The organism is Algimonas porphyrae (assembly GCF_041429795.1).
GTDB lineage: Bacteria > Pseudomonadota > Alphaproteobacteria > Caulobacterales > Maricaulaceae > Litorimonas > Litorimonas porphyrae.
The window spans coordinates 2,880,470-2,904,179 of sequence record NZ_CP163424.1 but is presented as its reverse complement, the minus strand read 5'-3'; the positions used below and the strand labels follow the sequence as shown (position 1 = coordinate 2,904,179).

The 23,710-nt window shown below is 55.5% G+C and carries 22 protein-coding genes and 1 pseudogene; 10 read left to right on the top strand and 13 right to left on the bottom strand.

The genetic code is table 11. The features are described from left to right. Positions 1–69: 69 nt before the first annotated feature. Complete coding sequence (locus AB6B39_RS14110) at positions 70–1,038, bottom strand: ornithine cyclodeaminase family protein (RefSeq protein ID WP_284372668.1); 969 nt, start codon at positions 1,036–1,038, stop codon at positions 70–72. A 64-nt stretch (positions 1,039–1,102) separates the two neighbouring features. On the opposite strand from AB6B39_RS14110, the gene AB6B39_RS14105 reads away from it, so the two are divergent. Continuing rightward, positions 1,103–1,696: an isochorismatase family protein gene (locus AB6B39_RS14105; protein ID WP_284372670.1), complete on the top strand. Its 594-nt coding sequence runs from the start codon at positions 1,103–1,105 to the stop codon at positions 1,694–1,696. On the opposite strand, the gene AB6B39_RS14100 is transcribed toward AB6B39_RS14105, so the two are convergent. Genes AB6B39_RS14100 through AB6B39_RS14085 form a run of 4 tightly spaced genes read right to left on the bottom strand, consistent with a single transcriptional unit; the run spans position 1,693 to position 7,026 of the window. Further along, positions 1,693–2,844: an alanine racemase gene (locus AB6B39_RS14100; protein WP_284372672.1), complete on the bottom strand. Its 1,152-nt coding sequence runs from the start codon at positions 2,842–2,844 to the stop codon at positions 1,693–1,695. The genes AB6B39_RS14105 and AB6B39_RS14100 overlap by 4 nt on opposite strands. Before the next feature lie 5 nt (positions 2,845–2,849). After that, complete coding sequence (locus tag AB6B39_RS14095) at positions 2,850–4,223, bottom strand: MFS transporter (RefSeq protein ID WP_284372674.1); 1,374 nt, start codon at positions 4,221–4,223, stop codon at positions 2,850–2,852. Next, the gene (locus AB6B39_RS14090) at positions 4,220–5,476 is read right to left on the bottom strand and encodes a serine hydrolase domain-containing protein (protein ID WP_284372676.1); all 1,257 of its coding nucleotides are present in this window, start codon (positions 5,474–5,476) and stop codon (positions 4,220–4,222) included. The genes AB6B39_RS14095 and AB6B39_RS14090 overlap by 4 nt, the downstream gene beginning before the upstream one ends. Beyond that, a complete protein-coding gene (locus tag AB6B39_RS14085) occupies positions 5,473–7,026 on the bottom strand; it encodes a M81 family metallopeptidase (protein ID WP_284372678.1) in 1,554 nt (517 codons plus the stop codon). The genes AB6B39_RS14090 and AB6B39_RS14085 overlap by 4 nt, the downstream gene beginning before the upstream one ends. Before the next feature lie 186 nt (positions 7,027–7,212). Here AB6B39_RS14085 and AB6B39_RS14080 point away from each other — a divergent pair, with 186 nt between their 5' ends. From AB6B39_RS14080 to AB6B39_RS14050, 7 genes are all read left to right on the top strand, one after another. Further along, entirely contained in the window at positions 7,213–8,127 is a 915-nt protein-coding gene (locus tag AB6B39_RS14080; protein WP_284372679.1) for a 3-keto-5-aminohexanoate cleavage protein, read from the top strand. Positions 8,128–8,131: 4 nt separating this feature from the next. Continuing rightward, entirely contained in the window at positions 8,132–9,229 is a 1,098-nt protein-coding gene (locus AB6B39_RS14075; RefSeq protein ID WP_284372681.1) for a Gfo/Idh/MocA family protein, read from the top strand. Positions 9,230–9,340: 111 nt separating this feature from the next. Beyond that, positions 9,341–11,698, top strand: coding sequence for a TonB-dependent receptor (locus tag AB6B39_RS14070; RefSeq protein WP_284372684.1), 2,358 nt, complete (start codon positions 9,341–9,343; stop codon positions 11,696–11,698). Positions 11,699–11,805: 107 nt separating this feature from the next. Beyond that, entirely contained in the window at positions 11,806–13,623 is a 1,818-nt protein-coding gene (locus AB6B39_RS14065; protein ID WP_284372687.1) for a CocE/NonD family hydrolase, read from the top strand. A gap of 68 nt (positions 13,624–13,691) precedes the next feature. After that, positions 13,692–14,393 (top strand): CoA transferase subunit A, encoded by a 702-nt coding sequence (locus tag AB6B39_RS14060; RefSeq protein WP_284372689.1) that lies wholly within the window; start codon positions 13,692–13,694, stop codon positions 14,391–14,393. Further along, positions 14,393–15,043, top strand: coding sequence for a CoA transferase subunit B (locus AB6B39_RS14055; RefSeq protein ID WP_284372691.1), 651 nt, complete (start codon positions 14,393–14,395; stop codon positions 15,041–15,043). Before AB6B39_RS14060 ends, AB6B39_RS14055 begins: the two co-directional genes overlap by 1 nt. 13 nt (positions 15,044–15,056) lie before the next feature. Then, complete coding sequence (locus tag AB6B39_RS14050; RefSeq protein WP_284372693.1) at positions 15,057–15,458, top strand: hypothetical protein; 402 nt, start codon at positions 15,057–15,059, stop codon at positions 15,456–15,458. Positions 15,459–15,558: 100 nt separating this feature from the next. Here AB6B39_RS14050 and AB6B39_RS14045 read toward each other — a convergent pair whose 3' ends face one another. Next, positions 15,559–16,554 (bottom strand): hypothetical protein, encoded by a 996-nt coding sequence (locus tag AB6B39_RS14045; protein WP_284372695.1) that lies wholly within the window; start codon positions 16,552–16,554, stop codon positions 15,559–15,561. A 269-nt stretch (positions 16,555–16,823) separates the two neighbouring features. Between AB6B39_RS14045 and AB6B39_RS14040 the strand changes: the two genes are divergently transcribed. After that, positions 16,824–17,441, top strand: coding sequence for a type IV toxin-antitoxin system AbiEi family antitoxin domain-containing protein (locus AB6B39_RS14040; protein ID WP_284372697.1), 618 nt, complete (start codon positions 16,824–16,826; stop codon positions 17,439–17,441). 30 nt (positions 17,442–17,471) lie between these two features. Here AB6B39_RS14040 and AB6B39_RS14035 read toward each other — a convergent pair whose 3' ends face one another. The 6 genes and pseudogenes from AB6B39_RS14035 to AB6B39_RS14010 all read right to left on the bottom strand — a co-directional run. Continuing rightward, complete coding sequence (locus AB6B39_RS14035; RefSeq protein WP_284372699.1) at positions 17,472–18,386, bottom strand: nucleotidyl transferase AbiEii/AbiGii toxin family protein; 915 nt, start codon at positions 18,384–18,386, stop codon at positions 17,472–17,474. Next, positions 18,376–19,257: a hypothetical protein gene (locus tag AB6B39_RS14030; RefSeq protein WP_284372701.1), complete on the bottom strand. Its 882-nt coding sequence runs from the start codon at positions 19,255–19,257 to the stop codon at positions 18,376–18,378. The genes AB6B39_RS14035 and AB6B39_RS14030 overlap by 11 nt, the downstream gene beginning before the upstream one ends. 558 nt (positions 19,258–19,815) lie before the next feature. Next, positions 19,816–20,118, bottom strand: coding sequence for a DUF736 domain-containing protein (locus AB6B39_RS14025; protein ID WP_284372703.1), 303 nt, complete (start codon positions 20,116–20,118; stop codon positions 19,816–19,818). Positions 20,119–20,131: 13 nt separating this feature from the next. Beyond that, entirely contained in the window at positions 20,132–20,359 is a 228-nt protein-coding gene (locus AB6B39_RS14020) for a DUF2274 domain-containing protein (RefSeq protein ID WP_284372705.1), read from the bottom strand. After that, positions 20,356–21,594: a TrbI/VirB10 family protein gene (locus AB6B39_RS14015; RefSeq protein WP_284372707.1), complete on the bottom strand. Its 1,239-nt coding sequence runs from the start codon at positions 21,592–21,594 to the stop codon at positions 20,356–20,358. Before AB6B39_RS14015 ends, AB6B39_RS14020 begins: the two co-directional genes overlap by 4 nt. Positions 21,595–21,603: 9 nt before the next feature. Further along, a pseudogene (locus tag AB6B39_RS14010) lies at positions 21,604–21,792 on the bottom strand (TrbG/VirB9 family P-type conjugative transfer protein); the annotation flags it as partial. Positions 21,793–21,866: 74 nt separating this feature from the next. On the opposite strand from AB6B39_RS14010, the gene AB6B39_RS14005 reads away from it, so the two are divergent. After that, a protein-coding gene (locus AB6B39_RS14005; RefSeq protein ID WP_284374395.1) for an IS3 family transposase occupies positions 21,867–23,041 on the top strand; the annotation gives its coding sequence in 2 pieces (ribosomal slippage) (positions 21,867–22,131 and positions 22,131–23,041; 1,176 coding nt in all). Between the two features lie 26 nt (positions 23,042–23,067). Here AB6B39_RS14005 and AB6B39_RS14000 read toward each other — a convergent pair. Further along, on the bottom strand, positions 23,068–23,709 hold the full coding sequence (locus tag AB6B39_RS14000; RefSeq protein WP_284374327.1) for a DUF6538 domain-containing protein: 642 nt from the start codon (positions 23,707–23,709) through the stop codon (positions 23,068–23,070). Position 23,710 lies beyond the last annotated feature (1 nt).

The window sequence follows — 23,710 nt, the reverse complement described above, 5'->3', positions numbered from 1 at the left end:
TGAAAGGATGACCGCGAGGCTCGTAAGCAGAGACCGCAAATCTATCGGGACAGGCCGTCCCGGCATGAACTAGCTTGCCGTCCGGCGAGTGTGGGCGACAGCCAGTCGCGCGACAGCCAGATCCTGTAGACCCACGCCCGTTCCATCGAAGAGGGTGATCTCGGACTCTGTCTGTCGTCCTTTCGAAGGATCATTGATGGCTTCGCCGATCGCTGTGATCTGCTCGGATGACAGGATGCCTTGCTGAACCGCGTGTTGGGCCTCACCCAGATGCGCCGACTGCGGGATTTCGTCAGCATAGATACGCGCTTGGCCGAACAGAGCTGGATCGAGCTCCTGTTTTCCAACTGTGTCCGTCCCCATGGCGGCGATATGTGTGCCCATCTTTATCCAGTCGGTCTGAACGACGGGCTCGAAGGCAGATACGATCGTAATCAGCACATCCGCCTGTCGGCAGGCTTGCTCGATCGAGCTGACGAAAATCTCCAAACCGGTTTCGCGCAATGTGTCGGCTAGTCGCTCGGCTTTCTCCCGCGTGCGGTTGGCGATGTGGATGATCTGGAAGTCTCGAATGTCCAAGGCTGCCTGGATTTGCGACTCCGCCTGTTTGCCGGAGCCCACGATGGAAAGTGTTTTCGAGTCCTCGCGCGCCAGCAGATCGATAGAGACTGCGCTGGCCGCCGCTGTTCGTGTAGCCGTCAGATAGTTACCGGACACAACAGCTTCGAGACGTCCGGTCTTCGGTTCGAAGAGAAGGACGCTGCTCTGGTGATTGTCCAGGCCTTGATGCGAGTTTTTCGACCAATAGCCGCCGGCTTTCAGCCCCAGACTGCCATTCGCCGCATCATAACCGGATTTGAAACCGAACAAGGCGGCTTGGTCCTCCAAGGCTTCCCGTGTCACCGGGAAGTTGCGGGCCTGACCTGCGGCCATTGCAGCGAACGTGTTCTTCACGGCTAGAAAGGCATCGGCTCGGGACACGGCTTGGCGCGCCATGGTTTCATCGATGATCAGAATCGGCGAGTCAGGCATGGACATGGGAAAGCTTCCGTAGATAATAGAATTAAATTCTATTATTACCCAATTGCCTCAAGGTAAAGCCATGATTGATCCAGCTCGCGCGCATCTTATCATTATCGATGTTCAGGACCGGCTCATCCCGGCCTTGTCGCAATCTGATCGGATGATTGCGCACTGTGCGGCGCTGACAGGTGCAGCTCGTAAACTGGATGTGCCCATTCTGATCAGCGAGCAATATCCATCAGGTCTCGGTTCGACGGTCAGCGCGCTCAACGTGCCATCGCTGGTCGAGGCAAATGCGGCGAGAGTGATGTCCAAGACGGATTTCTCGGTACTAGCGGATGGTGCCATGCGCGATCACCTTGCAACAGCCCGTGAGGCTGGCCGCGATCAGCTTGTTCTTGCGGGATGCGAGGCGCATGTCTGCGTTCTACAGACGGCTCTGGATGCGGTCGTACTCGGCTATGAGGTTTTCTGCGTCTGGTCGGCGATCAGTTCGCGCCGCATGCCGGACCGCTCTATCGCGATGCGACGCCTCGGAAATCAGGGTGTCGTTCCAATCACGACCGAAATGGCGATGTTTGAATGTCTCGGAACCGCCAAAAACCCTGCGTTCAAGTCGATTTCGGAAATGTTGAAAACGCTGCCGCTGCCGGTTTCCGATGCGGCGGGTTAGAGGGTCCAACCTGTAGCCCGTTCCCATCTCTCAGCGCTCTTGTCGCCATCAATGACGGTATAGGCAGGATAGGCGGCCGCCATCATGCAAACATGGTTTGGCAGAATCCTGACGCGCCGCCCGATAGGGAATAGTTCTGCGGGTGCTGAGCGGCCATCACGTCGCATCAGAACACCGTGTTCCTGACTGGTGCGAGCCACGATGATGTCACCGTCTCCCACGGGCCTGCCCGTCAACGCATCACAGACCAGACCATAACCCTGATCGACCGACTGTCCGCGCGTGCTGCGGTCCTGCGACAGAGCCAGCCCGCCGGCGTCGATAAAGATGCGTCCGTCGTCGGATTTGCGTTGAGTGACAGTTGCCAAGACGCTTACCGCAAGATCGTCGATCTGTGCGGCTCCGATGCCCGCCTGTGTCAGATCCTGAAAACAGTAAACGCCGGCGCAGACTTCCGTCAGCCCGTCCAGGTGAACTGCGTCCGCCAGAACCGGTGAAGATCCGATACCCAGCGTCGCACAAGGCAAACCCTGTTTCTCGAGAGCGCTCGCAAAAGACACCAGCGTTGCGCGATGACGTTCGATCAGGGCTTGGCGGTCCTTGCGGTCGGCAAGCCGGTAAGTCTGCCCGGCAAAGCTGTAGAGGCCGACGAAGGATATGCCCGGCGCATCGGTGATTGATTTCGCGATGGAACTCAGGACATCGCCCTGTGCCGGAAGGCCCGCGCGATACCCATCAACGTCGACTTCCACGATCAAGCCGACCGAGACGCGCAGACGGTCTGCCTGGTTCGAGATCGCTTCGATGGCGCTGCGGTCATCGACCAGGATTTCCAGTTCAAGTCCGGCGCGCAACATATCCTGCAAGCCATTCAACTTGGTAGGGTCAAAGGGCGAGGTGTAGCGGATGTTGCGAATGCCGGCCGCAAAGAGCATGGTGATTTCAGGCAGGGTCGAGACAGCCATCCGGTCCATATTCTGACCGAGCATGAGCTGTGCCACTTCAACAGATTTGGCCGTTTTGAAATGCGGCCTCAACATCACGCCTAGATGGTGGGCGCGGGCCAACGCATCATGTGCATTCCGAACCAGTCGGTCGCGTTGCAGTAATAGGGCAGGTGTTGTGAGGTCCGAAAAAGGCGTCGTCATGTCCATCAGCTCGGTTCGAGTAAAAGTTCACCTTCGCTGATCCGGCGGCGATCGCACACGCGTTCCAGCCCCGGCAAGATGATCCAGTAGGCGAGAGCCAGTCCAGTCAGCAGGAAACCGAGAACGGCGGTAAAGACGGCCCAGCCGAAGAATGCGGCGATGAAAGGGCTGATGGCGACGGCCAATGTGCGACCGATATTGTAGAATGCACCATGCAGTGTGAAGTCCGTTCCCGCCTGTGTCCGAGACGCCCAGCCCATGCGGGACACGGTAAAGACCATATGTGTCATCGCGATCATCCAGACGACGGGAATGAAAACGGCGATTGCATAGATCACCCTTGTACCATTGTTCCAGCTTTGAAACTGGCCCGCAATTGTTTCCGAAATCGGCATGAACCAAGCAGGAACGTCGAGGCCGCTCGCGACGGCTCCAACCACCAAGACCGCGACGATCGCGCTGGCGGAACTCAGAACCATCAGCGACGTTCTCAATCCAATCCGGGTGATCAGCGCACCGCCCGAAATGGCGCCGAGCGGAGCCGCGACAGGCGTGACCGTTCCGAGAATGATGCCGACGTCCAGCAAGGAAAATCCCTTGTCGACCAGCAGGGGTCCGATCAGAGGCGGCAGCATGAAATTGATGAACCCTCCGACCAGCAACAGGGCGATGATCGGGGGCGTGTCGGGACGGACGAAGAATTTCGATAGGCGGGGTCGGTCTCCGGACGCTCTCCGCGATTCCAGCTCCGGGGCCATGGGAGGTTCACGTCGGATCAATACAGGAAGCGTGAAGAGGATCAGAGCGCAACCAGCGGCCAGGATCATGGATGTCCAGCCGCTCGACGTTCCCGGAAAGACGACTCGCGTGTAGATATACATCAGTCCCCCCAATGCCAGCGCTTCGCCGACCGCTTCGGCAAAAACCTTGAAGGCTGAGCCGGCCCCGCGTTCATGCTCGGTCAGATTTTCGAGTGTGTAGGCATCCACCGCAATATCCTGCGTGGACATGATCAACAGATGGACAAAGAGGATAGCGATCACGACAGCCAGGGTTTCGGTCGATGGCGGAGTGAAGATCAGAATCCAGAGCGATGCGACACCTAGAAGTGTACAGGTCAGAATCCACGATTTTCGGCGACCGAAGGCCACCCAGCCATAGCGATCCACAAAGGGCGCCCAGAGAAATTTCGCCCAGGCGGGAATCGTCATGATGGAAAAGGCCCAGAAGTCTTCCAGCGCCAGACCTTCGGCGCGGAACAGGGTCGGGACCGTCGAATTGACCAGATAGTAGGGAAAGGTCTGCGCCATGCACATGACGCCGATGACTGCGATCTTGATCCAGTTCAGTCTGTCGTTTTGCTGAGCGTTGAGGTTCACTCTGAATGACCTGAGCAGCGGATTTCCGGTGCATCGGCCTGCGCCGCAATCGTCTGGCAGGCGATCTGCAGTGTGGCAGCGTAAAGTTTTCGGCCTTCACCCGTCATGTTCCAGCTTCCCGTCACGACAATGTCAAAATCGGGAAAAATCCAGAGTACGGTCGAACCGCCAATCTGTCCGCCACGGTGCTCGATCACATGGATCCCAGCGTCGGATAACCCGCGTAACCCGACCGGAACTGTCTCACCCGAGTCTGAGAACCGACTAATCACGTCGTCATAACCGACAAACCAGCCCAGCCCGTAAACAGTCTCGGTCCCGTCTCGGACAGTCTGGTTCGTCCACATGACCTCTCGCAAGTCTGGCGGAACAATCGTGCCGTCCAGCCATCCATTGGCAAAGCGAAGCAGGTCGTCCGATGTCGAAACGATCCCGCCGCCGGCCCATTTGTAGGAGTTTTCCGTAAACGGCGCATTGGTCAGCTGGCCCGTTGGGGCTCGCCAGTAGAATTGAGTGCGGTTGGGCACGAACAGAAAGGCATGATCGATTTGCGTGTCCGTCATCCTCAGCGGGCCAAAGACGTCCTTATGCAACAGGGTCGGAAAATCCTGTCCAGCCGCAGCTTCCAGAACCGCCGCCAGAAGTGTCCAGCCATAAGTGGAGTAGTGAAAGGTGTCGCCGGGTGTGCTGACGAGCGGATCATCCTTGAACAGGCTCAGACTGCTTTCGGTACTTGGAAAATGTTGCCACCAGACTCGCTCCCCATCGCGGAACTCTCTGTCCCGATAGTGGCGTATGCCTGACCGGTTTGACGCGAGTTCGGCGAGGGTGATTGTCTTGAGCGCTTCGGGAAGGTTTGGCAAATACTGGCCGATCGTGTCGTCCCATGCGACTTCGCCGCGCTCCACCATACGGGCCAGTACCGTGACGGTCATCGGCTTGGACGTGCTTCCGATCCGAAAGCGTGTATCTGGCCGCGCTGCGACGTCGAGTTCGACACTGGCGAGACCAAATGCGTCAGACCAGACCGTGACGCCGTCAACTGAAATGGCAATCGATGCACCGGGCGCATCCGCGTCGGTCTGTGCCGTTGCGAAGATCCTTTCGAATTCTGTTAAATCCAGTGTTGTTTCGGCCTGGGCTGGCCTGTCCGTCACAGTCGTACAGGCACTCAGTGCAGAGGCGATGGTTACCAAGGCCACCGTTGCGAGACTATTCGCCCGGAAAAGGTCGGGCCGCTTGAATAAGGTCATGCGGCATCTCCTGCCAAATTGGATCCGCTCGGTGAGGGTTTCAGGATCACATTGGACGACCATGATGTGTCAATGTCCATCGGATAGGTCGGGCTTGGCAGGTTGGACCACTCTACCGACGCAATATCTGCCGTGCAAAGTCCAGGTGCATCGACTTCGAATATCTCTTCAGGCCCGGCAAGCTCTGCGAACCCGGCTCGGAAATGACCCCGCGATTTCACGATGATGGCCTTCGCACGTGTCGGGTCCAGTCCGGCACAGGTGAAGAATCCCGGATTGAAAACCTGATTGCGATAACTGACGACGACCACTTTTACGTGACCTTCGCCAAGCGATAGCAGACAGCATTCACCCAGCTTCACGCGCTCTCCGGCCTGGACTCCCGGTCCGTTGATGAAATCGCCAATGAAAAGGCGTTCCACAATGGCAGGGCAATCCAGTGTGCCGGAAAGGGGGCTGGGCTCTGCACTGTTGAAGCGAGCCTGAAAGTGCGCGCCTTCACCCTGACGGTTGGCGTCCGCAACGAGGGCAGGGTCATAATAGACTCCGGCGATGACGCCCGGCAGACCGGCGTCCAGAAATCCTTTGAGGAGATGAATCGTATTACCGCGGCCACCGCCGCCGGGATTGTCCGCGACGTCGGCATAGATGCGAGGGCCAGGAAGGTTGCCGGCCTGAGCGCTTTTTTCGTGACGGACAGCGTCCTCTACGGTCATCGGATCGACCGCGAAATCCGATCGTCTGACCCAGAGGTCCCGTGCAAGAGCATCACATGTGGAAATGGCGAGATCAGAGTCGCCCCATGCCGCAACATAGACCGCGAACCCGTTATAGGCGGTGTCGGCAAAGGAAAACCCGGACAGCAGCGTAACGTTTGCGAGTGCGGCACGCTTCGCGCGCAGGGCTTCGCCGTGATCAATGACGGCTTGATAGGGTGTTCCGGGGCCAGTGAGTTGGGCAATCTGAGAGGTGATAAGCGGCAGGCGTTGATAGGCGACCTCGATGCGTTCGCCTGCAATCAGGCGACAGAGCGAAACAATGCATTCCTTCGCCCTGTCGGCTACATCGACATGCGGGTTAGTGCGATATCCGACAAGCAAATCCGCATGTTCAACCATGGCATCGGACAAGTTGGCATGCAGGTCGAGCTCCGCCACAATAGGCACGTCCGGCCCAACGACAGCCCGCACCCGGCCGAAATAGTCTCCATCGAGATCGTCGAGTTCAGTTGTCAGGCCGGCCCCGTGTGCAAACAGGAAAACACCATCGAGCGGTCCGTTATCACGTAAGCCTGTCTCGATTTCAGCGACCAGTTCGAGGTAATCCGCATGATCGAGTGGGCCACCGGATTCAGCGCCCGCGACTAGAATTGGGACGAACTCGATGTCGAGTTCATCATTTGCGGCGCTTGCAAGTCCCATCAACTGTGCAAAAGCGCCGAGGCTCTCACCCCTTTGCATGAGGTAAGCGTCGAAGTCTGCCCGGGCTGTAACCGGGGCGAAGCGGTTAGCTTCCAGAAGTATTCCGGCGATGGCGATGCGTAGCGTCATAAAGGGGATGTCTTTTCCAACTTGCCGTTAACGTAATAGAATCAAATTCTATTTGCAAGAAGGCATTGATGGTCACCCGTAATCGGTTCCGGTTCCGGCTCTGAGCTGAGTGTTCACCCATCAATCTCTATTGACAGATCGAATCAGACGGACAAAATAGAATTACATTCTATAATGGAGCATTTCATGCCAATCGTCGAATCTGTCGCTGACCCTGCCATCATCACCTGTGCAGTGACGGGCGGGGAGGCGTTCAATCGAAATCACCCGGCTTTTCCCGTAACCCCGAAGGAGATTGCAGACGCATCCATCGAGGCCGCCCAAGCGGGAGCCGCGATCGTTCATATCCATACGCGCGATCCCGAAACGGGGGAGGGCAATACGGATGTCGCGTTGTTCGAGGAGATCACGGACCGTATCCGGCAATCCGGAACCGACGTGATCATCAATCTGACATGTGGCGGTCTGGCCATGTTTTATCCGGATCCCGAAGATGAGAGCCGTGCGGGTCCCGGGACGGATGTGGCCTCGGCGGAAGTTCGCTATCAGCATATCGAAGCCTGTCGGCCGGACATGTGTTCGCTTGATGTCACCACATCCAACCAGGTCGCGAGCGGGCGTGACGTCGTCTATCTGAATACGCCGGATACGCTCCGGAAGATGGCGAAACGGTTCCAGGAACTCGGCGTCAAACCTGAAATCGAAGTGTTCGAGGCCGGAGATATCGTGCTGGCGCAAAAGCTTCTGGATGAAGGCCTGTTCGATGGCGATCCACTGTTCCAGTTTGTCCTGGGCATCAAATATAATGCACCGGCCAACACTGAGACGATGAGCTATCTGCGCGGACTCTTGCCTGACAATGCCGTCTGGGGCGCACTGGGAACCGGGCGGAACCAGTTCCCTGTTGTGGCGCAATCAGCGCTTCTGGGCGGGAATGTCCGGGTCGGACTCGAAGACAATCTTTATCTTCGCAAGGGTGAGTTTGCGACGAATGGCCAATTGGTCTCTCGCGCTGCAGATTTGCTCGACATACTGGGTCGACCGGTTGCGACAGTTGATCAGGCACGGAGCATTCTGGGCCTGCCGACGCGTCGGAACTAATCCGATGTCGAAACGGATGCGGCTTGGTTTGGTCGGGCTTGGCGGAGTCGCTCAGGAACATATGCGCGGCATTGCTGCGAGTGACCGACTTGTCTTGGCGGCAGGGGCGGATATCAATTCGGACAGGGCATCCAAATCCGCCGCAGATTACGGGCTGAAGCCATATTCGGATGTGACATCGATGATCGCGAATGAAGCGCTGGACGGCATTCTGGTCCTGACCCCGCCTCAATTCCACTTGCCCGTGATCAAGGTCGCCATGAATGCAGGGCTCCCGGTCCTGTGCGAGAAGCCGCTCGCGGCGAGCCGCTCCGATGCCGAAGCGATCCGAAATATCGTTTTGCAGACGGGCAGGGCTTTCCAGTTCGGTGCGTCCTACCGTTTTTTGCCAGCAATCCGGGAAGCCCGCGAGATCGTGCAATCGGGGGCGCTTGGCGTCATCCGATGTTGCTCAGAAAGTCTGATTGGGGGACAGGGAGCCGAGGCTGTCGAAAGCCTGTCTCCTGTTCATTATCCGGAAGGCGGACCGGGTGGAACGCCCATGGGGCTTGTCGATCACGGGGTTCACCTGATCGATGCGATCAGCTGGATCACAGGGCTTGCCCCCACCAGCGTTTTTGGTCGCGGAAACATTTCCGGAGATCATCCTTTGGCGGAATCCGTGCTGATGACTCTGGAGAGAGGGGCCTTAGTCAGCCTGTCTTATGATGAAGGGACGTTCGGTCTGTCTCTGCCCGGTAGTGGCGTCTTTACGGAAGGGGCGGGCTGGAACGTGGACGGCTTCGTGAGCGCAGGCAGTTATGATGCGTACCCATGCATACTCACGATTCACGGATCGGATGGGGCGCTTCGGATTTATCCCTATGCTAACCGTCTCTATCACGCCGACGCGGATGGACTGCGACAAGTACCCGTCGATCCCTTGCCGAATCCAAATCATTTTCGTCTTCAGGCCGAGGAATTCGGCCGTGCAATAAGGGGCGAGGCTCAGCCCGGTTGGGCAGCCGGTCTTGATGACGGCTTAGCCGCTTTGGACGCTGTTCTAGGTGTTTACGAGAGCCAGAAAAGTGGCCGGGTCGTTACCCTTAACTATCCAGATTAAGTCCTGTCGGTAGGCGGCGTGATCGACCTTCGGGATGCGCTCAGACGGATAGTTTTGACATCGGTATAAAAATAGAATACTATTCTAAAAATGACTTTGGGGGATTGAACTATGACGTCATCTTTTTCGAGCCGATTGCTCGGCGCATCTGTTTTGGCTTTATCATTCGCTCTGACAGCGCAGGCGCAGGATCGTTCCGACGAGGACGTCATCATCGTCACGGGTCAGAAGATCGATCGCGATTTGCAGGATGTGAATGCCAGTGTCGCTGTGTTTACGGGCGACGTCCTCGATCAGAACAACGTCTTGTCAGTGGCCGATGCCTTGGAACTTGTTGCCGGAGTCAACACGACCCAGGAGGGTCGAGGCTATTCCATACGGGGCGCCAACGTCACATTCACGCAGACGGTCGATGCCGGTCTGGTGAACAATGCGCCGTTGTCGTCCATCTATGTGGACGGGGTCATCCTCCCCCCGTTCCAAACACAAGGGGGACCAACGCGGGCCTGGGATGTCGAGCAGATCGAAGTCTTCCGTGGGCCACAATCAACAGTTCTGGGTCGCAACACATTGTCAGGCGCAATTGTCGTAAAGACCAAGGATCCCTCGCAAGAGACTGAAGGCGCGGCTCGGGTCGAGTTTGCCGAATATGGTCGCCGACAATATGCGGCGGCCTTGGGCGGCGGATTGACAGATACGCTGTCGGCCCGCCTCTCGGTCGAGTATTTTGAAGAAGATGGTGACATTACGAACCCCTTCCTGAATATCGACAATCAGGATTTTGTCGAGGCTCTGAGCCTTCGCGGCAAGTTGCTATACGAAGCTCCGAATGCTCCTTTCACAGCCAAGCTCACGCTCAACTACGTTGAATCCGAAGAGGGTTTTGGTGGGGTCTATGATGCCGACAATCGGTTTGGTGTTCCGGATCCAGATCCATTCCTGCGGGAAGGGTGGAACAATACGCCCGTCTTCGACGACCGGGAAACAAAGCAGGCCATTCTCGAGCTGAATTATGAACTGAACGACCAATGGTCTGTGACATCGCTGACCGGTTACAGCGATGCCGAACTCTTTGGACAAAAGGACGGTGACAACGGTCCGATCCTGTTCGAAGATGCATTCCGGGATAGGCGCGAAAAAACTTGGTCTCAGGAATTACGATTCAATCTGGAGAGTGATCGCCTGACCGGTGTTACCGGGGCTTTCCTGTTTACATCTGATTTCGAACTGGAAAACTTCGGTGAACTTGGCGACATTTTTCTGACGCGAGACGGCAATCCCGGTCTGGGTATTCCGTCAGCCGAGGCGGCCATCTATAGTAACCCGGCTCTTGGACTGCCCTCTGCGGTCGTTCCGTTACTCAATAGTGCGACACCCGAAGCGATCGAAATTCAATTCGGGGACATGAACACATATGTAAATGACAACTACGCGCTCTTTGCTGACTTCGATTACAGAGTAGCAGATCAGTGGACATTGTCGCTTGGGGGCCGACTGGATTACCAGGCCTATGACTATGAACGCTTCGGTGCGTTCGGACGGCTGAAGGCTAGTGATGTCCAGTCTTACTTGACCGATCTTGAAGGGGCCTTGTCATCCATTCCAGGATTCCCGGCTGCGGCCGTGCCACAGGTTCTGGGCGCCGTGGAACAGAACTATATCGGAGCCATTTCCAGCGCGCTCCTGCCCCGTCTCGGCAGCACTGCAGATCAGTCCGCGGATGGGAACGACACAGTCTTTTTGCCTAAAGCGGGACTGACTTACGACTTCAATCCCAATGCCAGCTTGGCTTTCACAGTTCAGCGTGGCTATCGCACCGGTGGTATTTCTTTCCAAGCCAGCACGGGAATCATGTTTCCCTATGATCCGGAGTTTACGTGGAACTACGAAACAGCGCTGCGGACATCCTGGCTCGACAATCGGCTGATCGTCAACGCGAACGCCTATTATATTGACTGGAAAGACCAGCAGGTCGGTTTTCAGGAAGACCTCTCGGATCCATTTTCCGGGAAGACGGTTAATGCCGGTGAAAGTACCGTGCTGGGAGCTGAAGTCGAGATCATTGCCCGTCCAACGGACAATCTGAATCTGGCTGCATCCATCGGCTATAATGATACGGAGTTTGACGAGTTCAATACCGGCAATAATGATTTCTCTGGCAATCCGTTTGCTTTGGCACCGAAATGGACAGGGTCGATTCGTGGGTCCTATGACTTCGACAATGGACTGTTTGTTTCAGGGAATGGCATTTTCGTCGATGACCGTTTTCAGTTCGAGCGTGCAACGAACCGGCTGGACTCCTATGTCGTAGTCAACGCTCGTGTCGGCTATCGCACGGATCAGTTCACGATTGCCGGATTCGTCAACAACCTCTTCGATGAAGAATATCTGACACAGAATCGTAGCACTATTTTCTCGACAGTCGGCAACCCGCAGAGCTTTGGCGCGAGCCTCAGCGTCAATTGGTGAGCAAACTGATGATCTCAGACAGAATTGCGGGCCTGTCGTGAACTGGCCTGCATCACCCATCCTACAATCGGCCGGAAGCGTTTGATCCTGAGAAAAGAAGCATAGCCATGATAAGCCTGCTGAAGGTCACTGCACTGTTCAAGGCTGCTGTTCTCAGCCTGATGTCCTTGTGTCTGGTATCTCCGAGCATGGCGCAGATGCAGGCGAGTCCAAAGGGCGTCAGCGTCGAGATGCACAATTATGTGCCCATGTCCGATGACATAACTCTCTCTGCGACCTTGCTGAAGCCGGATCCGGGCATGCATGGCGCTGGCCCATATCCGACCGTTCTTATCTTCTCGCCCTATGGAGACTCGGTTGCGTCGCCTTTCTTCCGGCCCGCGCCGCGCTTGTTAGAGGCGGGTTATGCCGTCGTGGTCGGTGATTGGCGTGGGACGGGGTGTTCCGTCGGTACACTCGATCTGGGTTCGGATCGCTTCGCCCGAGATGGGTATGAGTTGATCGAGTGGATTGCGGATCAGCCCTGGAGCTTGCCGAAGGTCGGCATGGGCGGTCCGTCAGCACGTGGGATTGCCGCGTGGCATGTCGCTGCAACGAAACCGCCCTCGCTAGCCGCCATTGCGCCGCAAACCTTCAATGCGAACATTTATACCGGCATGACCCATATGGGCGGTATCCCGACCTACCTGTCGCCTTTGGGTTGGTCGCTCTTCGGTCAGCCTATGCAGGACATTCGTGTCATGGAGAACATGGATGCGGTCTGTCAGGTCAATCGCGAAGACCATACTTTGTCATCGGCCTTTCGGTCCTTGCAGATGCTGTCCTTTCACCATGATGGTCCACAATATCAACGTCAATCAACCGATCACCTAGCGGCCGATATCGACGTTCCGACGCTGATGATGCTGTCCACCTATGATCGCTACACACCAGCCATCGGAGCCTGGATGCTGGATGACATGACAGTGTCGTCGCGTCTGCTTCTCACAAATGGAGGGCATGGCATGTCTCGCATGCCGGCGGTCAAGGATGAACTGGTTCGGTGGTTCGACCATTGGCTCAAAGGTGATCCTAATGGTGTCGATAAACTGTCTGCGGTGCGGATCTATTTCGACACGAACAAGGATGTAGAGCCTGGATATGTTAGGGATTATCAAACATGGCCACCCAAAAATATGGACGTCATGACGCTGGCGCTTAATGCGGATGGAAGGCTGACAGAGGATGACCCCGATAAGGGTCGGTTCACTTACGAAATTTCGGATCTGCCAGAAGGATTCGATAAGCCTGTCGCTGAGGTTTCGACGCGTTACGACGCGGCGTGGCAGACCTTCGAGGCAGTCGCTGATCATGGTGTAACATTTATTTCTGAACCGGTTGATGAAGACCGGGAACTGGTAGGCGAAATCCGGTTTGATCTGCGAGCGAGCGTGTCCACTGTTGATGCAGATTTGATTGCCATTCTGTCCGAAGAACGGGCTAATGGTAATGTCAGCTTTCTGCTGCGGACTGGCTTGCGAGCATCTCACCGAGAAGTCGACCAAGCGGCGACAATGCGTGAAGGGCGTTTGATCCATCCGCATCGACAGTCCATCCCGCTTGAGCCTGGACAAGCCTATACGTTCGAAATGGCGTTTCCCCCGATCGCTCATCGGATGGTTGCAGGATCACGACTGCGCCTTGACCTGATCCCGGTTTGGGTTGCAACGGCGCATATGGGGTGGGACCTGGCATCTGTGCCCTATGCAGGGGCAGTAACAGTCATCACAGGTGGCGAAAAACCGTCTACTCTTAGAGTGCCTTTCCAAAGCGTCCTCTCTGGTACGCCGGAGCCAATAGCTTGCAATGACAGACCTAACCAGCCGTGTCGTATGATTGATCCTGAAAACACAGATATAGTCAAAGATGTTTTGGACGATCTATGATCGTCATTCTGGTGCCCAATATTAATAGTCTAAACAAGTTATACGATTTTAGAGTGTTGCGATAATAGATGCGCGACAAGGTTTATACGGATGCATCTTCGGCGTTGGACGGTTTGCTGTTTGACGGGATGGTGATTGCGGCGGGTGGTTTTGGCCTGTGCGGCATACCGGAGTTGTCCATTGCGGCGATCCGGGATGCCGGAACGACCGACCTGACCGTTTACTCCAACAATGCGGGCGTGGACGAGTTCGGCCTGGGTCTGCTGCTGCAGACGCGTCAGATCAAGAAGATGGCATCGTCCTATGTCGGCGAGAATGCCGAGTTCATGCGCCAATATCTGTCGGGTGAGCTGGAGCTGGAGTTCAACCCGCAAGGTACGCTGGCCGAACGCATGCGCGCGGGCGGAGCCGGCATACCGGGCTTCTATACCAAGACAGGCGTCGGGACGGTCATTGCCGAAGGCAAGGAGGTCAAGAGCTTCGACGGCGAGGACTATATTCTGGAACGCGGGATCGTGGCAGACCTCGCAATCGTGAAAGCTTGGAAGGCGGACCGGACGGGGAATGCGATCTTCCGCAAGACGGCCCGCAACTTCAATCTGCCAGCGGCGACCTGCGGCAAGGTCTGCGTGATGGAAGTGGAAGAGATCGTCGAGCCGGGTGAGCTGGACGCCGATGTGATCCACCTGCCAGGCATCTATGTGCACCGCCTGATCCAGGGCGAACATGAAAAACGGATCGAACAGCGAACCGTGCGGGAGGCCGTATAATGTCTGAAGTCAAGACAGGCTGGGACCGCAACCAGATGGCCGCCCGTGCGGCGCAGGAGCTTGAAGACGGCATGTATGTCAATCTCGGTATTGGCATCCCGACACTGGTGGCGAACCATATTCCAGACGGGATGAGCGTGACGCTGCAGAGTGAGAACGGCATGCTCGGCATGGGGCCGTTCCCGGTTGCTGGCGAGGAAGATGCGGACCTGATCAATGCGGGCAAGCAAACGATCACGGAACTGCCGCACACGGCCTTCTTCGACAGCGCGACCAGCTTTGGCATGATCCGGGGTGGCAAGATCGCCATGGCGATCTTGGGCGCGATGGAAGTGGCCGAGAATGGCGATCTCGCCAACTGGATGATCCCGGGGAAGCTGGTCAAGGGCATGGGCGGCGCGATGGATCTGGTTGCCGGTGTGGGCCGGGTGGTGGTGATCACGGATCACACCAATAAGCGCGGCGAGCCGAAGCTGCTGAAAGCCTGTACCCTGCCGCTGACCGGGCTTGGCGTGGTCGATCGGATCATCACCGATCTCGGCGTGTTCGATGTCGACACGGACGGTGGTGACCTCAAAGTCGTCGAACTCGCCCCCGGGGTCACACAGGACGAGGTCAGAGAAAAAACGGAAGCGACGATTGTAGGATAGTAAGGCAAGAGCCATGAACAAGGAACTAAGCGAACATAATCTGCCTCGTTCTGCACTTATTCTTGCTGGCATAGCTGGAATGGTTTCAGCAATTACAACGTTTTTATTGTGGTATTTGCCTCGCACTTATCAGCTAGGTGACGGCTTCGAAGGCATCATAGCTCTTCACGCAGAACCCGCATATATGGTGCGTCTTTGGGTCAACTATGTCCATGTATTTTTGGCGCTTGGCGCTTATATGGCCGTTGCAGCTGCGATTGCGCGGCGCGCACGGGTTTCTGCATCAGTCGGTCTGATCGCCTTTATCATCTGGTGCGCCGCTGAAGACCAGCATGATCCTTTAATTGGCTTTACATACAATGACTTAGAATATTCGTCAACGAAATTTGTAGGTCAAAATGTAGGCAATTTGTAGGTCAATTAGCCTTGGAAACGATTTGTTTCGTTCCTTCAGTTAAACCTATACCGCACTTCGGTCAGTCCGGATAGGTGCACATCTTCCTCAACAAAATTTTCTAGATTAGCGCTTCATCGAACCTCAGCCTGAGTTTGAACTCCACTGTCTGAAAGTCGCGCTGAATATAGGTTTCAAGAGCTTCGAAGGGTTGGGGTCGCTTTTGAGGCGAAGCCCAGTTCAGATAGGCTGGGTTCTTGTACTGGATAACGATTTCGTCGCCATCATCTCCATTTATGATCGCTTGGTATGACAGCTCTGAATAAGGTCGAAAGACCGGCGGAATATGATTGTCCAATGCGTCCGGCATGAGATCGATCAGGAAACAATGGGAGCCAATCGATAACATGAAGAACATGTAGGGTCTCGGGTCGTTTGAACGCCTCCGACGCAAAAGTATTGCGGTTGCAATTTGCGGGGCGTTGCCGATCATTGCGAACGTTATCGTGACGGGAAGAACTGGAAACTCGAGCGTATCCGCCGGATCCTGCAACCACTTCCTCAGTTTCTGGAAATGCTTTAGCTCATCTTTTGGGACGAGTGCCAAACCCATCTTGCAAAGGGCTTTGTAGGCGTGGCGGGGTCTATAGGGCGTCGGAGGAAGTCGTGTTTCAAGAACCATCGTGCCGGTAAACAGCTCGATACGGATAGGTTTGTCGTTGTCTGGAAGTCGCCCGCTCACGCTCAAGGAGCGCTTTCCCAAACTATCCCGACGATGCCGGATGCGAGCATTCCCCTGACTTCTACCAGTCTGACGAACACGATTACCTTTACCTTTGGTCGCTCCCAACGTCAGGATAGCTCCGACAGCATCAGCGAGGGCTTGGTCGTACAGGCTAAAGAGTGAATTGCAGTGGTCACATTCGTCCCGGGAAAATAGCCACTTATTTCCCAAGGCTTCCGGAATTAGGTGTGCCTTTTGCTTGAACGCACGATCATCGTTGCAACCGCAAAACCGACAGTGACCCGGTTGCCCGACATACTTTTTCCCGCTGCCGAGTGAGGCTTGATACAGGCTGACTGTGTCAAAGCCTTCTATAATAACTGGATGTTTCACCCAACAATTCGCGAACGTTCTAGTATACAATCTGCCAACTGCCGGACGATCATATCAAATTGACAATGCCAACGTCGCTGCTTCATGTTCAAATGTATGGCCGTCGTCCCTTAGTTCTTCAAGGCATGCCTCCAAACTGTTCATTGTAACTTTCGGCACATTTCTGACCAGCGTCCTTGCCTCTCGCACCAGCTTTTTGATTAGCTGTTCCAGCAAAAATATGGTATGAAATGTCGGACAAAATTCTTTATAGTCCGACATAACGAACCATGACCGAAACACAGACACAAACAGACAAGCTCATCGCATTCCTGATGACCCATAGCATGGCACGGTCGAATGAGCTGGTTCGCTATGGCATCACACCATCTACACTATCGCGCGCCGTCTCGAAGGGACTGGTCAAGCGCGTCTCTCGAGGCCTGTATCAACTACCTGATGCTGATATCGATGCGAGCACCTCATTCGTTGAGGTGGTAAAACGTATTCCCAAAGCTACAATATGTCTTGTGTCGGCACTGGCATATTATGAGGTCACAGACCAACTCCCACGGAAAGTCTGGATCGCGATTGGACCCAAAGACCGTGCCTCCCGCATGAGTTATCCGCCTCTGAGATTTGTACGGTTTCGCGAGCCCTATCTCTCACAGGACAAAACGAGTGTAAAAATATCAGGTGTAAATGTGCCAATATATACGCTTGAGAAATGCCTGGCTGACGCTTTCAGGAATCCTAAGCTCGTCGACAAATCCGTTGCTATTGAAAGCCTTCGCAACGCGCTTGAGAGCCGAAAAATACTCCCGGGAACGCTGGCTGAAGTCGCGAAACGCAATGGAGCCTGGAAAAAGCTGATGCCTTATTTGGAGGCTCTAACATTCGATGGCTAAGCTCCTCGCAATGTCTTCTTTCGCCTTACCTTACTGCGATTGCGGCCACGGCAGGGCTTTGTATAATGCCTCTGTCGCGTTCCAGCATATTGTAAATGGTGGCAGAGCGCCGGCTTCCAATTCAAGTTGCAATGATGTCCAGTTTGCTGATGCGCGTCGACGAACTTCGGGATTGGACAAGCTGTCGGGCTGAGGATCAATGCCGCGCGATCGGCTCTTTGTGATTAGCCTGTCTAGTATGAGAGCGCGATCAGCCTCTGATAGCTTCTGGGTCTGCGTTAGATGCCAGATATCATAGGGGTCTTGTCGTCGTTCCCGTCGCCGCGGGACTTGTTGAAGTAAGGCGCGTAGTTTTTCTGCAATCAGCTCGGCGAGGCCATAAGCCAGAATAGAGGCTTCTTCTGTCAGCGATAAGATTTGGAGCGTTTTTGCGGGTTCGTTGAAGGATATGTCCATAGATAGAGCAGGGCCGCCTTGCCCCGCGTCTAGCCGAGCCATCTGTCCACTGTTGCGTTTATGTGCATAGAGAATTTTGATCCCAAGGCCTGGGAAGTCCGCTTCGTCAAATTTACGTCGTGGCAACCTGCGGATGGTTCCAACTTTCAGGGCCATATCCGGATGACCCCGTTCCATCGCGATCCAATCAAAGTTACCATCAAGGAGTTCGCGGAACTTCTCCGGATCCTTTGGGTTGGGTCGGTGCCCGATGGACAGATCAATGTCAGCGGTAAGACGCGGGCTGCCATAGGCAAGCCCCATGAGTATGCCGCCCTTCAGCGAGCAGTTTTGGGCCAGGTCGTCCAGGCTGGCAATTGCGTTCAAAGTAATATCGACAGCCTGCCGCAACTGACGGGCATCCGCATTCGGAGCCGCAAGGATCCAGTCCCTAACATCGACTCTGATGCGAGGCAGATCGACAGTTGTGAAGGACGGGTTATTCGACATTTAGAGATAGCATCCATCGTTCAGAGAAGACCGATGCATAAGGTCGTTCGGGATCGAGCTTCCGGCTTCCGCCCCGGGCTGCGAACTGTGTCCAACTCTCAACTTGCGGGTCTTTTAGCCCGAGGCGCTCTGTCAGGATATGTCCCGCTCGTACCTTAACAATCGGCGATCCAATTGTATCGACAAGCGTGATGAATGTTTCTCTGATAGGTCCGGGACGTTCGAGAAATAGTGTGTCGAAAATCTCCAGGATGTGAGCCATCCCTCCACAACGTGCGGGACTGGCAAGCATATCGAGGAAAGTGGCGGCTTGAGAGGTGACGCGTACATGGCTGCCGCCGAGTTCCACCGTTGACGCCGGGTGTTTCGTTTCTGCAATCGTTATTGATGGCGTGAGGTTAACGTCTCCAAATCGACCGAGTGTTTCCGGCTGGGCGGGCAGTATGGGTTGAGGCCATTGGTCGGGCCAATTTCGCTGTAAGGTCGGTTTTATCAGTGTCCTATGAAGGCGTGAAAAGCTCACCTTGTTAGGGACTCTATTTGTCAGCTGCCAAATGCGCATTGCTGACAAATGAGACACATAGGTGAACGGGTCGGCCAGACAAATCATCTCATCTGCACTTGAGGTTGAATAACGCGTCATACGCCATACACCCGGTCGGGGTGTCGCAAGAAACCCAGGAACGCTGTTCAGTCCTGCGGCTAGGGTTTCATACTTTTTTGTCGTGGCTACGTCCGTTCTGAGGTAGAGGCCATCTCGGTTCTCAGGTTGATGCAACACATCTATAGCGGTATAAACGTCAATCGCAGTGATAACGGGACGTTTCAGAGCGTCGAGCTTTTCACTGAGGGCGTTTAATGCTTTGGACAAAGAACTTCCTTCATGCCCTATCTCCCGTCCTAAGGACGGGAGATAGGGCATGGTATAACACTTGTCAAGTCTTAATTGGCGCTGCTTATCAATCTGTTTGGGTAAGTCGTCTTAGGCAAGCATAATCCTATGTCATCATCCCTGTATAAAGAAACGCCTTGACCTGCTCCAGTTCACCGAGTCGTTCGAGCTAGCATTGCGCATCGAGAGGACTATCTTCATGGCCATATTTGTCACCTAGCATAGCGATAGGTGACAAATATGGCACTTAGAAACTACCTGGGACGGTGTGTGCCGATGATAGTGTAGCGTACGGATCGAAGTTTTCCAGGCTAGTGAATATCATGTTCAATCTTCAACCAAACTTATCGGTCAGTCGCGATTGAATGCGTGATTGCCTCTGCTGACGACTGTCCAGCTCCCGCTCAAGCCGTTCAAAGAGGGGCCAAGCAGCATCACCATAGCGATTGATGAGCCAGGCGAGCACGTTGAGCCCGTCTTCTATATCTTGTTCCGTGATCTCAGAAGGTGCCAACGTAACACTCGCTATTCAGTCTCTCACTTGTAGCGAGACCAGACGAGCTCGGCCTTGCCATCCTTGTCGAACAAGGCGGCCTGGATAGGTTCGCTGAAGCTCGGGTCGTCCAAGCGAACGGAGAGATAAGACTGGCCTGTATCCTTCGCTTCTTCGCGCCAGGCCGCGCCAAGGTCGCATCGCCCCGTTTTGACGAAGAAGTCTGGACTATCGTCGCTCTTCTTCTTGGCGTTGGCGACAAACCTCACTTTTCGGGCCATGGATAGCGTCGAAATCGTCCCTTCATAACCGTCCTTCACGGGACGGAACTGACCGATGGTTGCCATGAGATAGTCCTTTCTATTGGCTCTCGGCGAGCGCTTTGCGCGCCTTCTTGAAGTTGGAATCTGACGCCATGAAACCGGCCAGCATGGACGGGATGAGGTCCGTCACCTTGGCTTTTTCTCCATAGGCGTCTGCGTACACCGCCGCGTAATCCTCTAGGTCGGCTTGCAGGTTCGGCGGGATGGATAAGGAGAGTTTGACGGGAGTCGTGTCTGGCAATTTACCGATCTTGAGCGCGTTCATGGGGCGCCTCCATAGGGTTGCAGGACAATGTCCTTGTTGACGATGATGCGAAGTCGCCAGCCGGGCCTGATTTTCAGAGTCGGCTGGACTTGTAGCTGCTGCGTCACGATCTGCTGGCCGGCCTGATTGATGGTTTGCTGACCGCCGTCTCGCATCGCGTTGAGAATATCATCGTCGCGGTCGCGCCCGATTTCCGAGGAGACCGACAGAATGGATGACAGAATGGCCGCTTTGAACAATCGCCAGCCATGACGATCGACCGAGTCCTCCAGACCCGCATATCCGGCCATATCGACTGCGGGCAGATTTTCAATCGTCACCGACGTGCCGTCCGGCATGATGATGCGTGACCAAACGACCAAGGCGCGAGACTGGCCGTAGGCAATGACGCTATCGTAACGGCCAATGAGTTTTGAGCCTTGGGGAATGAGCAAATGCTGGCCGGTCGGCGTGTCATAGACATGTTCCGTCACCTGCGCGATCACTTGGCCCGGTAAATCCGATTTCAGGCCGGTGATGAGACTAGCGGGAATGATCGTGCCTGCCATCACCTGAAACGGTGAGACAGGCGATTGGATCCGATGTGGATTATAAATCTCAGCGTCTATCTCGGCTCCAAGAAACGCCTCCTTGCGGGTCTGCGGATTGAGATCGTCGGTCGCCGTCTTCAGACCATCAGAGCCCGCGTCAAATACGATCGGCGCGTCGGTTCCAGCTCTAGTTTGATCTGAGAACGACCTGACTTGAGCGTATCGGTCTTGGCCAGATCGTAAATCTGACTGGCCATCATGGCTGATGAAAAACAAGTCTGAAGTGCGGGCTGACTCCGACAGGATTTCATCTGCTGAGGGATGAGCGTTCGGGGTGTGCCGCGAGGGATAGGAACGCGACCCGGGCTGGTATCGAAAGGGGTTGTCCTGCGGGACAGGCGCGCGCTCACGGCCGACCATGCCCGCGCCCAGATCGCCCGGCAAAGGCGGTCCGAGGATGGGCGTAATCCGTTCAATGTCACTATAGGACGTCGGCATGGCGGACAGTCCGTCAGGCAACGCCTTCATCGTCGTGTTGTAGAGTTCCTGCGGCGCCGCTTGATTGTCTCGCTCGGGTGAGCGCAGCGCCATGGCGGTGGCGCCGACGAGAATGAGGCTGGTGATCGTGATCAGCCCGATCAGCGCTTGGCGACTGAACCGCCGCACGGATTTGGGTTTGCCTCTGAGTTCGAGTGTGTCGCTCATGATCCGCTCCTAGAGGCTTGATCGGATCGCCCTGTTGGGCGTGATGCGATTGATCCGAACGATCTGCTGATCTTCCTCGCCAAGCCGCAATTCGGCCGCGCCAAAGAGCCGATCGACAACATGGTAAGCGCCCTTGATGCGGTAATTGACGAATTGGCTGTTGCCGTCATGGCCGATGACAAAGAGGGGCGGGGCTTCTGGCCTGCCCCCCAAAAAGTGGTTCATTTTGAGAGTTAGAGTTTTTGGCTATTTTGCGCTTGAAGGAGCACGATATGGCGAGGAAACGCTACACACCTGAACAGATCATCGCAAAGCTGCGTGAGGCCGATGTCCGGCTCGCGGCAGGCGAGGAGACCAAGGCGATCTGTCGATCGCTCGGCATTGCGGAGCAGACCTACTATCGATGGCGACGCGAGTATGGGGGTCTGAAGGTCGATCAGGCGCGTCGATTAAAAGCATTGGAGAAGGAGAACATGCGGCTGAGGAAGGCGGTCTCAGATCTCACACTCGATGCGATGATTCTCAAGGAGGCTGTTGAGGGAAAGTATTAAGCCCTTCACGTCGTCGGCTGGCCGTGGATCATGTGCAGGCAGCGCTCAAAGTCTCTGAGCGCCGGGCCTGTAAGGTTCTTGGCCAGCACCGCTCCACTCAAAGAAAGCTGCCTCGCCCAAGAGAGGATGAGGCAGCGCTCACCGCGGACATTATCCGCTTGGCAGAGCAGTATGGCCGGTATGGCTATCGCCGGATCACGGCGCTGCTGCGCCGTGAAGGCTGGACGGTGAATACGAAGCGGGTGGCACGCATCTGGCGACGTGAAGGGCTTAAAGTTCCACAGAAACAGCCTAAGCGTGGGCGTTTATGGTTTAACGATGGCTCCTGTATCCGGCTCAGGCCTCAGTACAAGGACCATGTCTGGTCGTACGACTTCGTCGCGGATCGGACCCACGATGGCACAGCCTTCCGGATGCTAACCGTAATCGACGAGCACACGCGAGAATGCCTCGCGATCCACGTTCAGCGCAGTCTGAAGCACGACGACGTTCTGGCTGTGCTGACTGATCTGTTCACTCAGAGGGGTCCACCGGGACACATCCGATCCGACAATGGCAGTGAGTTCACGGCTCAGGCTGTCAGAGACTGGTTGGGCCGTATAGGCGTGAAGACACTCTACATTGAACCCGGGTCACCCTGGGAAAACGGATATAATGAAAGCTTCAATGGGAAGCTGAGAGATGAACTCCTGAACGGAGAAATCTTCTACAGCCTGAAGGAGGCACAGATCCTGATCGAACGCTGGCGGCAGCACTACAACACCGTCAGACCACACAGCTCGCTGGGCTATCAACCACCGGCGCCGAAAACAGTCTTGCCTCGCCCTGTTGGGCTCCCCTACACTGCGTTCCGGTCCGCCCAACAGGGCGACCATAACCGCCAAGCTCTAACTTAGCGGGTGGATCACCTACAGGGGTCAGCTCAGATCTTAATGAAGTTGGCGAGAGCGCGTTTCTTGACCTTGAGCCAAGATTTCTTTTGCTCGTCAGATTTTCCGAGCAACTCGCTGACGGCGATCTCCTCGACATAGATGTCCATGGCTTGACTGATCTTCACGGAGGGGCGGTCAACCAGACAAAGGACCGCATCCGCCGCCTTCTTGTCCGGCACGGGATCGGTGGGGATGGCTTTGAGGCGATCGATGATCTCGGCCAAAGTTGCCATGTCGGCCAGATCCTGTACCGGTGTGTAAACGAAGCCTTTCGCCATGGCGCGGCGTTGCGCCGATTTGTATGCCCGCAAGGCGAGGGCTGTATCATTCGATGCGCTGGCCATCACGCTGCGCCAGTATTGGTCGTCGGCTTCGACGAGTGCGTCCCGGCGTGCCCGGGCCAATTCGAGGCTTTCTGTTTTGAGAGACTTATAGACTGTGCCGCGCTTATCGAAGTGAGCGTAAGCCTTCGGCACTCGCCGAACATAAAACCAGCGGTTTCCTCGTCGTTTGAGATGCTGATTTAGGGCTCTCATCACACCCATTTGTAGGTTCCTTTGTAGGCCAGTTTGTAGGCCAAAAACCGGGAGAAACTGCAGGAACCTACAGGGCGATGCAGGTTCTTTCAGCAAT

Bases quoted from the DNA above. Each gene is read 5' to 3' on its own strand.
- AB6B39_RS14110 (WP_284372668.1), bottom strand. From the start codon at position 1,038: ATGTCCATGCCTGACTCGCCGATTCTGATCATCGATGAAACCATGGCG.
- AB6B39_RS14105 (WP_284372670.1), top strand. From the start codon at position 1,103: ATGATTGATCCAGCTCGCGCGCATCTTATCATTATCGATGTTCAGGAC.
- AB6B39_RS14100 (WP_284372672.1), bottom strand. From the start codon at position 2,844: ATGACGACGCCTTTTTCGGACCTCACAACACCTGCCCTATTACTGCAA.
- AB6B39_RS14090 (WP_284372676.1), bottom strand. From the start codon at position 5,476: ATGACCTTATTCAAGCGGCCCGACCTTTTCCGGGCGAATAGTCTCGCA.
- AB6B39_RS14085 (WP_284372678.1), bottom strand. From the start codon at position 7,026: ATGACGCTACGCATCGCCATCGCCGGAATACTTCTGGAAGCTAACCGC.
- AB6B39_RS14080 (WP_284372679.1), top strand. From the start codon at position 7,213: ATGCCAATCGTCGAATCTGTCGCTGACCCTGCCATCATCACCTGTGCA.
- AB6B39_RS14075 (WP_284372681.1), top strand. From the start codon at position 8,132: ATGTCGAAACGGATGCGGCTTGGTTTGGTCGGGCTTGGCGGAGTCGCT.
- AB6B39_RS14070 (WP_284372684.1), top strand. From the start codon at position 9,341: ATGACGTCATCTTTTTCGAGCCGATTGCTCGGCGCATCTGTTTTGGCT.
- AB6B39_RS14065 (WP_284372687.1), top strand. From the start codon at position 11,806: ATGATAAGCCTGCTGAAGGTCACTGCACTGTTCAAGGCTGCTGTTCTC.
- AB6B39_RS14060 (WP_284372689.1), top strand. From the start codon at position 13,692: ATGCGCGACAAGGTTTATACGGATGCATCTTCGGCGTTGGACGGTTTG.
- AB6B39_RS14055 (WP_284372691.1), top strand. From the start codon at position 14,393: ATGTCTGAAGTCAAGACAGGCTGGGACCGCAACCAGATGGCCGCCCGT.
- AB6B39_RS14050 (WP_284372693.1), top strand. From the start codon at position 15,057: ATGAACAAGGAACTAAGCGAACATAATCTGCCTCGTTCTGCACTTATT.
- AB6B39_RS14040 (WP_284372697.1), top strand. From the start codon at position 16,824: ATGACCGAAACACAGACACAAACAGACAAGCTCATCGCATTCCTGATG.
- AB6B39_RS14035 (WP_284372699.1), bottom strand. From the start codon at position 18,386: ATGTCGAATAACCCGTCCTTCACAACTGTCGATCTGCCTCGCATCAGA.
- AB6B39_RS14025 (WP_284372703.1), bottom strand. From the start codon at position 20,118: ATGGCAACCATCGGTCAGTTCCGTCCCGTGAAGGACGGTTATGAAGGG.
- AB6B39_RS14020 (WP_284372705.1), bottom strand. From the start codon at position 20,359: ATGAACGCGCTCAAGATCGGTAAATTGCCAGACACGACTCCCGTCAAA.
- AB6B39_RS14015 (WP_284372707.1), bottom strand. From the start codon at position 21,594: ATGAGCGACACACTCGAACTCAGAGGCAAACCCAAATCCGTGCGGCGG.